Raw genomic sequence first — 12,232 nt, forward strand, 5'->3', positions numbered from 1 at the left:
TACGTGGTCGAGGAAAAGACCCCTATTCACCCATGGTCCTGTTCTCGGTCATGGTGAATACGACGTGTTCCGCGATCGCCAGCGCCGAGGTCGCGGCCGGCGAAGGGGCATTACGCAGCAATACGATGCGGTCGCGGACGCTGATCCGAAAATCATCGACCAACGCTCCGTCGGCCTCCAGCGCCTGCGCGCGGATGCCCGCCGGGCCGGGCACGACATCGTCGTCGCGGATCTCGGGGACGTATGCGCGGGCGCCGGCGATGAACCGCCGCTTGCTCAGCGAGCCGTACATTTCGCGGATTCCGGTGCGCCAATGCCGACGTGCGAAACGCCAGAATGCCGGTGTACGAGCGATTTCCGCGAGGTCGTGCCGTGAAGCGGTGCGCCAGTTGTAGCCCTCGCGCGCCAGCGCCAGTACCGCGTTGGGGCCGACGAGGACCTCGCCGTCGACGCGCGGGGTGATGTGGACTCCAAGGAACGGGTAACGCGGGTCGGGTACGGGATACACGAGTCCGTTGACGAGGCCACGTCGCTCCGGCTTCAGCGCGTAGTACTCGCCGCGGAACGGCATGATCACCGGATCGGGCCCGTCTCCCGCGAGTTCGGCGAGTCGGTCGCTTTGCAACCCGCCGCAGGCGACGACCTGGTCGAACGCGGCCTGGTAGGTGCCGCCTGCCGTGCGCGCGGTGACGACGACCTCGGTGCCGGTGGAGCGGAGGCCGATGACTTCCTGTCCGAGCAGGACTTTCGCCCCCGCCTGGACGGCGTCTTCGGCGAGCGCCCGAGTCACCTCGGCGAAGTCGACGATCGATGTCGACGGCGAGTGCAATGCGGCCAAACCACGGACATGCGGTTCGATTTCGCGCAGTTCCTCCGGTCCGATCGTGCGGACGCCGGGGACACCGTTGGCGAGTGCGCGCTCCTCGATACCGCCGAGCCGTGCGCGTTCGGTTTCGTCGAGCGCAACCAAGACCTTGCCGCATTTGACGTTCTGGATTCCGCGTTGCGCACAGAACTCTTCGAGGAGGCCGACGCCGCGCCGGCAAAGGACCGCCTTGTTCGAACCGGGTTGGTAGTAGAGACCGGCATGGACCACGCCGCTGTTCCGCCCGGTTTGGTGGGCGGCCAGTCGGTCTTCCTTCTCGAACAGCGTCACCTGCGCGTCGGGACGCCGAGTGAGGATCTCGCGCGCGATGGCGACACCGACGATCCCACCACCGATGACGGCTACCCGGTCGGTCATCGGGCGTTCCCGGCGCGGACGTAGTCGGCGAACACGTCGTCCTGGTCGGCACCCAGCCCGGAGCCGGGAAGGTCGAGTTCACCCAAGGTGGGATGAGGCAAAGTCAGCACCATCGATTCACGAAAACTGTCCCTATCGTAGACCTCGGGGTATGGTCCGGATCCTGCTGCGCTAACTCCGGCCGCGTCAAGCCCGGCGTGGGCGCCGGCGAGCGGGCACTCCGAATAGAGGCTGAGCCGGCCAGGGACGCCTGGGCGGTAGTTTTGCCCTCCGCCGGTTGAGCGGTCACTTTTCGATCACGGTACGACAACTCATTGGCCATGTGCCGTGCGGCAATTGGGCTGCAACCACTTGCTGACTGTAAAAAGTGGATAGCGAATTGTGGGTCGACGGTGACCCCGCACTGTTCGCGTCATGTATCGAGAAAGTGGAAAGTCCGATGAGAAGGATCTACGCCTTGGCGATCAGCCTGGCGCTGTTGGTTGCGACACCCGGTCTGGCGACCGCTCAGCCGTTCCCGCGGCCCGCCAGTCAGCAGCAGGCGATCCAGACGGTGATCGCGCGTGGACTTGCCCAACGGGGCGTTCCCTTTTCGTTCGGCGGCGGCGACGTCAACGGACCGACCCGTGGCAGCGGCCCGACCGCCAACGCACTCGGCCTCGACCCCGAGGGCAGGGTCGTGGGACTGAACCCGGCGGCGGACGTCGTCGGATTCGACGCGTCCGGCCTCATGGTCTATGCCTTCGCCGGCGTCGGCGTGAAGCTGCCACGCTCGTCGGGCGCCCAGTACAAGGTCGGCCAGAAGGTCACACCCGCACAAGCGCTTCCGGGCGATCTCATCTTCTACGGGCCCGAGGGCAAGGACAGTGTCGCGCTCTTCATCGGCAATGGGCAGATGCTCGAGGTCGGCGACGTCGTCACGGTGTCTCCGGTGCGTACCAACAACATGACGCCCTACCTGAGCCGCATCATCGCCTAGCGTCGCAAAAAACCGCGCGACGCAGGCCGCAGGCCATCAGTAGGGTCGTGCGGATGGCGGTGCTTACGGCACAAGAAGACGACTTTCCGCGGTGGTATCAAGATGTCCTGACCAAGGCGAAGCTGGCTGAGAACGGCCCGGCCCGCGGAACCATCGTCATCCGGCCCAACGGCTACGCGCTGTGGGAGCGCATGCACGCCGAGGTCGACGGCCGGATCAAAGCCGCGGGGGCGCACAACGCGTACTTCCCCCTGCTGATCCCGATGAGCTTTTTCGAGCGCGAGGCGCAGCATGTCGAGGGATTCAGCCCCGAACTCGCTGTCGTGACGCACGGTGGCGGTAAGGAACTGGCCGAGCCGCTGGCCATCCGTCCGACCAGCGAAACGGTCATCGGTGAGTACATGGGCAAGTGGATCGACAGCTATCGCGATCTACCACTGCTCCTCAACCAGTGGGCCAACGTCGTACGCTGGGAGATGCGGCCACGAATCTTCCTGCGCACCACCGAATTCCTGTGGCAGGAAGGGCACACCGCCCATGCCACCGAGCGAGAGGCACGACAGTACGCGCGTCGGATCCTGCATGAAGTCTACGAAGACTTCATGCGCAACACCCTCGCCATGCCCGTGATCGTCGGCCGCAAGACGGCGCGCGAGCGTTTCGCCGGCGCCGCGAACACGATGACCTGCGAAGGAATCATGCGGGATGCCAAGGCATTGCAGATGAGCACCTCGCATGAGCTGGGGCAGCGATTCAGTCAGGCCTTCGACATCACGTACTCGACTGCCGACGGCACCCACGACCACTGCTGGACCACGTCGTGGGGTGCATCGACGCGCATGCTCGGTGGGCTGATCATGTGTCACGGCGACGATTTCGGCCTTGTGCTGCCGCCGGCGCTCGCACCCGTTCAGGCCGTGGTGGTCGTGGTGAAGGAGTCCGACGGTGCCGTCACCCGCGCCGCTTCGACGCTTGCTGACGAACTTCAGGCGTGTGGAATACGAACGAAGCTGGACGACAACAACTCTCAGGGCTTCGGCTGGCGGGCCACTGAATGGGACCTGCAGGGTGTGCCGATCCGTGTCGAGCTTGGCCCGCGAGACGTCACCGACAATGTCGCGCTACTCTTCCGCCGGGATACCCGAGAGAAGTCGACGGTGGCGCTGAGCAGCGTCGTGGACGAGGCGCGGAAGTTGGCTTCTCGTATCAAGGACGACATGCTGGCGGCTGCCACTGCCCGCCGTGACGCGGTCATCGTGGATTGCGCGACGTTGGAAGAAACACGCGAGATAGCTCAGGCGGGCGTCGCCAGGGTGCCATGGGAATCGGTCGGAGACGCGGGCGAGGCCGAGCTGGCCGCGGGTGGGCTGACGGTCAGGTGTCTGCAGCGCGGCGACGGGTCGTTGCCCGAATCCGACGACGACACAGGCGTACTCGCCTATGTCGCCAGGGCTTACTGAACGCGGGGCAATGTCCCGTCAATGACCAGTGCCCGCAGCGCCTTGCGATTGAGCTTTCCGCTCGCGAGCGTGGGGATCTGCAAACTGGTGGCAAGCACCCAGGACGTGGGAACTTTATAGGCGGACAACTGATCCCGCGTTCGCGCCGCGAGCGATTGCACGTCGATCTGCGCACCGGCGGGCACGACGACGGCGCACACCTCCTCGCCGCGCACCGGATCATCGATCCCGACGACGATGCATTGCGATACGTCGGGAAACTGCTCGACCACCGCCTCGACCTCCAGCGGCGACACGTTCGCGCCCGCCGCCTTGATGAGCTCGCTCGTCCGGCCCACGTAGAACAGCCGCGGATCGCCTTCCTTGCGGTAGACGCGGTCGCCGGTGTGATACCAACCGTCCTCGTCGAACGTCTCGGCCCGTTCGCGCTTGTTGTAACCGGCCATCACGCCGACGCCGCGAACGAGTAGCTCTCCGACACTGCCGTCGGTGATCGGTTCACCGTGATCGTCCACGATGCGCATGTCGGTGAACGCGAATCCACCCGCGGTTTCAGACATGGTGCGGTGCACGGGAAATCCGTCGGGGACGTTCGTCATCGCGATATCCAGGGGTCCCTCCCGGAGCATCGGCGCACTGGAGAGGTCGCGTTGTTCGAAGCTTGGATGTTCACGTAACCGCTGGGTGAATGCCGGCCATCCGACGATACCCGTCGCCCGCTCACGCTCGACGAGGTCCAGCGCCGTCTCGGGGTCCAGTCGGGGTATGACGAGCAGGGTGACGGGAGCGTGCAGGGCGCCCGTCGTGGCCAGGAGTCCGCCGACCCAGAAGAACGGCATCGCGCACAGAATCCTTGCGCCAGCGCCGGAACCGGTCACCGCGCGGATGGCTTCCGGCCATGTCGAGGTCTGTCGTACCAGGGTGCCGTGGGTGTGCAGGACGCCCTTCGGGTCCGCCGTGGAGCCCGAGGTATGGATCATGATGGCCAGATCGGCCGGCGAGATCTCCGCTTCGACAGCAGTCAGAATGTCCTGTGGCACTTCGGGTTCTGCCTCGTCGTAACGCGTCGCCCAGTGCCGCTCTGCATCCCCGGTGAACACGATGCGGCGCAGGTACGGCGCCGCGGTCAGCGCGAGTCGGCTGGTGGGCTGGCCGCGCAGCTCACCCACTGCCTCTTCGAAGCGCTCGGCGACGTCGATGGTGAGCACCTGCGTGGGGGCGATCAAGGTCCCGACATCGGCGAGGCGCAGCACCTTGGCGATCTCCGCCGGTGCGTACAGCGTGCTCAGCGGGACGACCACCGCGCCGATCCGGGACGCGGCCAGCCACCAGGTGACCCAGTCGACGCCGTTGGCGAAGAACAATCCGACACGCGAGCCCTTGCCGACGCCCTCGGCCAGGAGCCAGCGGGCGAGTCGCGCCGACCGCCGCTGCGCCTCGCGATAGGTGAGCCGGTCCGTCGGCGTGACCAGATAAGTCTCGTCGCCGAACTCATTCGCGCTGAACTCCAGCAGGGCGGGAATGGTCAGAGGAGGCAGCTCCACGGGCGAAGTCTAAGGCTCCGAAAAATTACGCGTCGTTGGGTATCGAAATTGCCGGTTGTCCGGTTAAGGTCACCACATGACGTCCACAATCGACGCGGCCGACCGAGTTGTCGGGCTCGCACGAGGCATGCGCGAGCTCGTATCCGAGCAGGCCGCTGAATCCGAACGGGCACGGACACTGACACCGGCGATCGTCGAGCACATGTGGGCAAGTGGGCTGATGACAGCGTTCAACCCGGTGGAGGCCGGGGGAGTGGAACCGTCGTTCGCCGAGATGATCGAGACCTGGATCGAGATGGCCTGGCAGGACGGCTCCTTCGGGTGGGTCGGCATCGCGAACCTCCCGTCGTCCTTCGCCGCGGCGGCGTACCTGCCCGACGAAGGCTTCGCTGAGGTGTTCACCAAGAACCTGAACCACGTGACGATGGGTGGCCAGTTCTTCCCGAACGGGCAGGGAACGGCGGTCGACGGCGGCTTCACGCTCAGCGGGGCGTGGAGCTTCGGCTCGGGGACCGGGCATTCGGAATACGTCGCCGCAGGCTTCTTCCCGATGGACGACGGCGAAATGCGCTGGATCAGTGAAGGGGTCCCCGACATGAGGGTGGCGGTGATCCCTCGCGAGCAGATCGTCTTCAACGACGGCTGGTTTGTGCAGGGGCTCAAGGCCACCGGGTCTTACGACTACAGCGTGCAGGACCTTTTCGTCCCCGAGTACCGGACGTTCGCCTTGTTTTCGCGTGACGCGCTGCGGGGCTCGTCCCCGGCCACCCGCATGGGGCTCATGCCCGTCACGGCCGCAGGTCACGCCTCGTGGGCGTTGGGCGTCGCGAAGAGCATGCTCGACGACGTCCAGGAACTCGCCGCGACCAAGTTCCGGATGAGCGACATGGCGTCGCTGGCCAGTCGACCCACGTTCCAGAAGGGCCTCGCGCACCACGTCGCGGCGTGGCGTGCCGCGCGACTGTTGGTGATCGACGCGTTCACCACCGCGGAGGCCGCCGTCGAATCGGGGGAGGCATTGACACCTGCACTGCGCGCCGACATGCGCGTCGCTGCCGTCTACGCGACCGATGTCTCCCGGGAGTGCGCGGAGTGGGCGCATCTGGTCGCGGGCACGAGTTCGATCCGCGAAGGCAGCCGGCTCGAACGAGCGTTTCGTGACATGTACACCGGCAGTCAGCACGCGTTCATCAGCGAGAAGATCGCCATGGACGCGGCACAGATCTGGCTCGGCATCATCGAGGATCAGTTCGGCCTCTGACCGGGTTGCTGCCAGACGTCGGTCGGCGTGGGGTAGGCGACGGCCTGCGCGACCCTGTTTGCGACGGCTGCACCGACTTCGCGTTGTACGAGCCACAGCGCGAGGTCGATACCGGAGGTCACCGCGCCTGCTGTGACCACGGTGCCGTCGTCGACGACACGGTTATCCCGGAGGATCGCGCCGTACTTCGAAAGTTCTTCCAGCGCTGCGGGGTTCGTGGTGGCGTTGCGGCCGACCAGGATGCCGGCCTCGCCGAGCAGAAGTGCGCCCGTGCACACCGATGCCACCCACCGGACCGAACCCGACATATCGGCGATGATGCGCGGCAGTGTGCCGCGCCGAATCTCGCGTGGCACACCGGAGCCCGTTCCACCTACCCAGCTGCCGCCGGGCACGAACAGCGCATCCGGGGAACCCACCTCGTCCGCCACGTGCAGTTGCAGGCCTTCCGCGGCGGACACCACGGGCGGACCGTCGACGCGGACCAGGGCTACCTCGAGGGCGGGATCGGTGGTCGACGCTCGGGCGAAGATCTCCCACGGCGCAACGACGTCCAGGGCGTCGAATCCCTCGAACACCACGATCTCAATTCGCATCTGCTCAGTCTCGTCCTGCCATAGGCTGCACGCCATGTCTTTGGACCGCGCAGCCTTGGTCGTCGGCGGTATTCGGCTAGCGTCGGGCATCTCGTTTCTCGTCGATCCGCTCGGAGCCAACAAGCTGTGGGGAGATTCCGGCGAGCCGGCCCCGACGGCACAACTTCTCTTGCACTCGATGGGCTACCGCGATGCGCTCATCGGAGGGTTGATGATGACGGCCGCGGTGCGCGGCAAGGACACCCGAGGCTGGTTTCTCGCATCGGGTGGCGCTGATGCGTCCGACTTGCTGGGCGGGTTGCGGGTGCACAACGACCTGTCTCGCTCACAGCAGCTCATCGGCCTCGGCGGAGCCGTCGTCGGCATCGGAGTCGGACTGTGGGGTGCGACGCGCCGCCGGCCGAAACCGGCTGCGTCCGAATAGGTCACGCCGACGACCTAGCCGTCGGGCCCCACGATGCGCTTCGGTTGCGCGGGCGTCAGGCGGCGACGCACATAATTCTTGAGCTCGGCGGAGAGCGCATCGGCGGCCAACAGCTGCGGAAGCAGGTCGGGCTCGGACATTTTGGCGCGGAATACCAACTCGATCGTCACGTCGTGGTCCGGTCGGTCTTCGACCACGATCGTGTCGCCGGCTTGCACCGTTCCCGGCGAGATGACTCGCAGGTATGCGCCGGGTTTCGCGGTCGCGGTGAAGGTCTTCATCCAACCGTCGATATCCAGGAACGCGGAGAAGGTTCGGCAGGGAGTTCGCGGTGCAGACACCTCGAGCACCAGTCCGCCCGTCCCGATACGCCACCGTTCACCGATCCGAGCCTGTGTCACTTCGACGTCCAATGTGGTCAGGTTCTCGCCGAACATCCCGTCGCTGATCGGGCGGTCGAGCCGGGTCTGCCATTCGTCGAGATCCTCGCGTGCGTAGGCGTAGACGGCCTGGTCGTCGCCGCCATGGAGCTTCTGGTTGCCGATGGTGTCACCGAGTAGACCGCTGCCGAGGCCACCGCGCATCGGGCCTGGCGCTCGTACCATGACGGCCTCGTCCGTCGCGCGCTTGTCGATACCAGTCTGCCTCGACGGCGCATCTGGATTTGCGCGGATACGAGCCAGGTTGACCGATACCACTTTCGCCACGTGTCAAGGGTAGTGGCCTCACACGGGGCGGACGAATCCTAGGCAGGCGGCGCGAACGCGGGATCCGGTGGCGGCGGCGGGCCCATGGGCATCTGACGAACCGGCGTATAGGGCACGGCCGGATCGGGGAAAAGGTTCGTCACGATGCTGTTCGGATCGCTGAAGTTGGCGCGGACGTCATCGAGTGATCCGACTCCACCAGGCTGCTGACGCATGTCTGCCGGGATGGGCGGCACGGTGGGGGCGCCCGGCGGAGGCGGAGGAGATACCGGCAACGGCCCGTCAGCAGTCACGATGCTGGTCACGACACCGGGGACCTGGGGTACGACGGGATCGGCAGGTGCCGGCTGCGCATGTGCCATGCCGACACCGGCCGCGGCGCCGGCAATCGCGAGCGCACAGCCCCCGACGCCCGACGCCCAGCGTCGCGGTCCAGTCATGACATCGAGTTTCCCACGTATGTCGAACCTCCGCAGCTATACCCGTGGCCGCTCCACGACGCTATTGCGGTTCGCCGTTGGGAATGGTGTAGGGCGCCGTCGTGATCGGTGGAACTGCCACCGAAGTCTCCGGTGATGACGGTGCCGTCGTCTCCGTAACCGTTTGACCGGTGGTGATCCCGGCGCCAGACGGAATCGGCTGGGGGACAGCCGCATTCACGTCACCGATCGCGACGGTCAATACCCCCCGCCGCAAACACAGCGCCGGCACCGGCCGTCGCCAGCATCAATTTCACGCGCTTCGAGTCCATTTCTGAGCACTCCAATCGGTCCCTGCCGCTATCGATTACGGCGAGACACACTCTTCGTTCGTCGGACATCGAGTCGAACGCTGACCCGTGCAATACGAGCCAACCGAATGCGTCATCACGAAATTCCCCTCTTCGGGAAGTCGGCGACGTCAATAATCGGCGTGGATCAGCAGCTACCTGCCCGGAGCGTAACGTCAGGAACGCTTGCTGTAATGGGCTGCAACGCAGGAGAACTCCAGCTCAACGAAGTCGCCCAGCCGGAGTTGTGGTTCGCGTGCCTCAGCAGTCGAGCTGAACGACCGCGGCGCTGACGATTTCGCCCGCAGCAGAAATCGACACGCCGAGATCGTTTCGCACCATGATGACCGCATCCGACGCGGGTGTACCGGCGCGAAGAGTGCTGCAGATCTTTGCGCCCTCGGTCCGCAGCTGCTGATCGGTGAGGAACGCATAGGTGGTCTGCATCGACCGTACGAACCCGTCTTCGTCCGCTGTCGCGGGGGCGGCCAACACCACCGTCGCAGGAACTACCGACACAAGGGCCCCGACCCTGTACTTCAACTCAAACACCTTTCAGGACGCGCGCAGATTCGAAAGACTTGCGGTTGGCAATTCGGCCCTCGGTCCAGCCGGAACGCCGTCACACTAAAATTGTCGTGTGCGTTACCTCTAGCCTAGCTTACTTATCCGCGGCCGAGGCTGCGCACCGTCGGATGTTCAACAATTCACAAATCGTGGTCGGTGCCGCATCTGCGGCGGGCGGGTCAACGCCGCGATCAGTTGTCGCCGGTTCGCTCGAATGTGTCGGTGAAATCGCCGCCGCCGGCGCATGCGCCGCCTGCCGATATGGTCTGGCGTCCGCGGCCGGTGAGCAGCGCTATCGGGTCGTCCAACTGTGGAGGCATCGGATAGTCGGCGGTGATCGTCGATTGCGCTGTACCGCCGCCGGGGCATGTCGTCGCGCCTGCTTCGTTGCGCGTCCATTTGTCGTCTTTGAAGATCAGTGTGACGACACCGTCGACCGCATGGAACAGGGTCATGCACCGATCGCCGGTACGGAGGCAGTAGGTGTTGGCGGACAGGACCTTTCCGCGTACGACGTTGCCGTTCGTGAACGTCGTCGTCTGCTGGTAGCTGCCGTGCAGCGCTTCGGCCGGGCTGACGACCCGAGGTGGAAGAACCGCCGGATCGGGAACCTTGTTGGGATCGGGGTCGCCGGTACGAGTGAACTTCACAGCGCGTTTGGCCGCGCATGCCCCGTTCGTGGAGGCCCTGATGGTCTCGCCGGACAGCGTACCGTCGGGATTCGGTTGCAGCGTGAACACCACCCAGAGTTCTTCGGGCTGCTCACCGGTGCACTGCGCTGAGGCCAGGCCGACAGCGACCCACGTTCCGCCCAGCTGATCGAAGGTCAGGTTCGACAGCAGCGCCATTCCGGCGCCGCTGACGTTGGCGGCGGTCGCAACGCAACCGCTGGCGCCACACTGTGAGCGGACGCCCCAATTGCTGGTGGTGGCAGGCGCATTCGGCACGGGCTTGCCTTCAAGATCGGTTCCCGGTCCGTAGTCGGCGGTGTAGATGCCGGAGAATTCACCGCCGCCGGGTGATGCCGACGGCGGGTCGGCGTCAGGCTTGTCACCCTGAGTGAATTCCACGATGGCGATGACACCCGCTACGACGATCAGGGTGGTGATGAACACCAGCGCACCGACCAGAAGCCCGCGGTTCCGACCCGGACGCGTCGGCGGCGCCGATGCCGGCACGTGCATGTTGGGTGTGCTGACGGGCGGGTACGGATACACCGGTGCACTGTGGGGTGGTGGTTGCGCCCAGGACTGCTGGGCCGGCATCGGTGCGCTCGAGGGTGCGCTATGGCTCAAAGTGGGAGATGCAGTAGACGCGGGCACATGCGTCGGCTTCGGCCGGGTGATGACTTCCCTTGCAGCAGAGGCCATGTCAACAGCGCTGGCGTAGCGCTCCGAGGGTTGCTTGGCCAGGCCGGTGGCGATGACGGCGTCCAACGCGGTCGGGATGGTTCGGCTGACCTCGGACGGTCTGGGCGGTGGGGCGAAGATGTGACCGCTGGCGACCTTCTCAAAGGTGTTGCCGGGGAACGGTTGTTGGCCGGTGAGGCACTCGTACAGCACACAGGCCAGCGCATAGATGTCGGAGCTGGGGTTGATCTGGTCGGCGCTGAAACGCTCCGGTGCCATATAGGCCCACGTGCCGATGGCGGCACCGGTCTGCGTCACCCCGTCCTCGGCGGTGCGGGCGATCCCGAAATCGATGAGATACGCGAAGTCGTTCTCATCGATCAGGATGTTCGACGGTTTCACGTCGCGGTGAACGAGGCCCGTCTGGTGTGCGGCATGAAGCGCCGCGGCGATCTGCTCGATGATGGCCACCGCACGTGGCGGTTCGAGCGGCCCGTCATCGAGCAGGCTGTGCAGGTCGGTGCCGGGAATCAGCCGCATCGTCACGAACAGCCGCCCGTCGATTTCACCGAAGTCGTAGATCGGCACGACGTGCCGGTCGTCCAACCGCGCGGCGGCACGAACCTCGCGGCGGAATCGCTGTTCGAACTCGGGGTCGTCGCTCAGATTGGGGAGCAGCATCTTGAGAGCTACTACGCGATCGATCTGGCTGTCGTACGCGCGCCAGACCTCGCCCATCCCGCCGCGACCCAGCAACTCGATCAGCCGGTAACGACCGAATGGCGTGCCTTCCACCGGCATACGATAACGGCCACTCGCCCGGATCGTGGCGCATAGGAGGGCAAGCCGATGTCCGACAAGTCCGACCACCGCCCTCCGCGGCCCGCAGCAGGGGAGAAGGCGACCTTGGTGGAGTTCCTCAACTACCTGCGCCGCGCGATGGTTTCAAACCTGGAGGGAGCGCCGGAGCCACAGGTGCGGACAGCCGGGGTCCCATCGGGGACAAGCGTGTTGGGCCTGGTGAAACACGTGAGCTATGTCGAGCGGTTCTACTTCCTCGGCGAGGACGTCAGTGACTGGAGTACGACGTTCCGGCCGACGCCCGAGGACACCGTCGAGAGCGTGCTGAACTCGTACCGGGACGCGGTGTCCCGCGCGAACGAGGTCATCGAAGCGTGCGAGGACCTCGAGAAGCCGGCGCCGCGCTCGGCACGACCGCAGTCGGCGCCCACGATGCGATGGATCCTGGTGCACATGATCGAGGAGACGGGCAGGCACGCCGGTCACGCCGACATCCTGCGCGAGCAGATAGACGGCGCGACCGGGCGCTGAC

12 protein-coding genes are annotated in these 12,232 nt (G+C 65.6%); 5 read left to right on the top strand and 7 right to left on the bottom strand.

From position 1 onward, the window contains the following. Positions 1-22 precede the first annotated feature (22 nt). Positions 23-1,243: an L-2-hydroxyglutarate dehydrogenase gene (gene lhgO, locus G6N36_RS04575; protein WP_163685318.1), complete on the bottom strand. Its 1,221-nt coding sequence runs from the start codon at positions 1,241-1,243 to the stop codon at positions 23-25. Between the two features lie 439 nt (positions 1,244-1,682). Here lhgO and ripD point away from each other — a divergent pair, with 439 nt between their 5' ends. Both ripD and proS read left to right on the top strand, forming a co-directional pair. Further along, entirely contained in the window at positions 1,683-2,222 is a 540-nt protein-coding gene (gene ripD / locus G6N36_RS04585; RefSeq protein ID WP_163690414.1) for an NlpC/P60 family peptidoglycan-binding protein RipD, read from the top strand. Positions 2,223-2,275: 53 nt separating this feature from the next. Continuing rightward, positions 2,276-3,682 carry a proline--tRNA ligase gene (proS, locus tag G6N36_RS04590; protein WP_163685320.1) on the top strand — a complete coding sequence of 469 codons (1,407 nt, stop codon included), beginning with the start codon at positions 2,276-2,278 and terminating at the stop codon, positions 3,680-3,682. On the opposite strand, the gene G6N36_RS04595 is transcribed toward proS, so the two are convergent. After that, the gene (locus tag G6N36_RS04595; RefSeq protein WP_163685322.1) at positions 3,676-5,226 is read right to left on the bottom strand and encodes a class I adenylate-forming enzyme family protein; all 1,551 of its coding nucleotides are present in this window, start codon (positions 5,224-5,226) and stop codon (positions 3,676-3,678) included. The genes proS and G6N36_RS04595 overlap by 7 nt on opposite strands. A 76-nt stretch (positions 5,227-5,302) precedes the next feature. On the opposite strand from G6N36_RS04595, the gene G6N36_RS04600 reads away from it, so the two are divergent. Beyond that, positions 5,303-6,487, top strand: a complete 1,185-nt coding sequence (locus tag G6N36_RS04600; protein WP_163685324.1) for an acyl-CoA dehydrogenase family protein — start codon at positions 5,303-5,305, stop codon at positions 6,485-6,487. On the opposite strand, the gene G6N36_RS04605 is transcribed toward G6N36_RS04600, so the two are convergent. Then, the gene (locus G6N36_RS04605) at positions 6,472-7,083 is read right to left on the bottom strand and encodes a DJ-1/PfpI family protein (protein ID WP_163685326.1); all 612 of its coding nucleotides are present in this window, start codon (positions 7,081-7,083) and stop codon (positions 6,472-6,474) included. The genes G6N36_RS04600 and G6N36_RS04605 overlap by 16 nt on opposite strands. Before the next feature lie 34 nt (positions 7,084-7,117). Here G6N36_RS04605 and G6N36_RS04610 point away from each other — a divergent pair, with 34 nt between their 5' ends. Then, a complete protein-coding gene (locus G6N36_RS04610; protein WP_163685328.1) occupies positions 7,118-7,507 on the top strand; it encodes a DUF4267 domain-containing protein in 390 nt (129 codons plus the stop codon). A 14-nt stretch (positions 7,508-7,521) separates the two neighbouring features. Here G6N36_RS04610 and G6N36_RS04615 read toward each other — a convergent pair whose 3' ends face one another. From G6N36_RS04615 to G6N36_RS04630, 4 genes are all read right to left on the bottom strand, one after another. After that, entirely contained in the window at positions 7,522-8,214 is a 693-nt protein-coding gene (locus G6N36_RS04615; protein WP_163685330.1) for an MOSC domain-containing protein, read from the bottom strand. Positions 8,215-8,252: 38 nt separating this feature from the next. Next, complete coding sequence (locus G6N36_RS04620) at positions 8,253-8,654, bottom strand: hypothetical protein (protein ID WP_163685332.1); 402 nt, start codon at positions 8,652-8,654, stop codon at positions 8,253-8,255. Positions 8,655-9,244: 590 nt separating this feature from the next. Beyond that, complete coding sequence (locus tag G6N36_RS04625) at positions 9,245-9,526, bottom strand: DUF732 domain-containing protein (protein WP_163685334.1); 282 nt, start codon at positions 9,524-9,526, stop codon at positions 9,245-9,247. 215 nt (positions 9,527-9,741) lie between these two features. Beyond that, a complete protein-coding gene (locus G6N36_RS04630) occupies positions 9,742-11,700 on the bottom strand; it encodes a serine/threonine-protein kinase (protein WP_163685336.1) in 1,959 nt (652 codons plus the stop codon). A gap of 48 nt (positions 11,701-11,748) precedes the next feature. Between G6N36_RS04630 and G6N36_RS04635 the strand changes: the two genes are divergently transcribed. Beyond that, the gene (locus G6N36_RS04635; protein WP_163685339.1) at positions 11,749-12,231 is read left to right on the top strand and encodes a DinB family protein; all 483 of its coding nucleotides are present in this window, start codon (positions 11,749-11,751) and stop codon (positions 12,229-12,231) included. The last annotated feature ends 1 nt before the right edge of the window (position 12,232 follow it).

The sequence above is a fragment of the Mycolicibacterium gadium genome (assembly GCF_010728925.1).
GTDB classification, from domain to species: domain Bacteria; phylum Actinomycetota; class Actinomycetes; order Mycobacteriales; family Mycobacteriaceae; genus Mycobacterium; species Mycobacterium gadium.

Coding starts and splice junctions, on each gene's coding strand:
- G6N36_RS04620 (WP_163685332.1), bottom strand. CDS start 8,654: ATGACTGGACCGCGACGCTGGGCGTCGGGCGTCGGGGGCTGTGCGCTC.
- G6N36_RS04610 (WP_163685328.1), top strand. CDS start 7,118: ATGTCTTTGGACCGCGCAGCCTTGGTCGTCGGCGGTATTCGGCTAGCG.
- lhgO (WP_163685318.1), bottom strand. CDS start 1,243: ATGACCGACCGGGTAGCCGTCATCGGTGGTGGGATCGTCGGTGTCGCC.
- ripD (WP_163690414.1), top strand. CDS start 1,683: ATGAGAAGGATCTACGCCTTGGCGATCAGCCTGGCGCTGTTGGTTGCG.
- G6N36_RS04600 (WP_163685324.1), top strand. CDS start 5,303: ATGACGTCCACAATCGACGCGGCCGACCGAGTTGTCGGGCTCGCACGA.
- proS (WP_163685320.1), top strand. CDS start 2,276: ATGGCGGTGCTTACGGCACAAGAAGACGACTTTCCGCGGTGGTATCAA.
- G6N36_RS04630 (WP_163685336.1), bottom strand. CDS start 11,700: ATGCCGGTGGAAGGCACGCCATTCGGTCGTTACCGGCTGATCGAGTTG.
- G6N36_RS04635 (WP_163685339.1), top strand. CDS start 11,749: ATGTCCGACAAGTCCGACCACCGCCCTCCGCGGCCCGCAGCAGGGGAG.
- G6N36_RS04605 (WP_163685326.1), bottom strand. CDS start 7,083: ATGCGAATTGAGATCGTGGTGTTCGAGGGATTCGACGCCCTGGACGTC.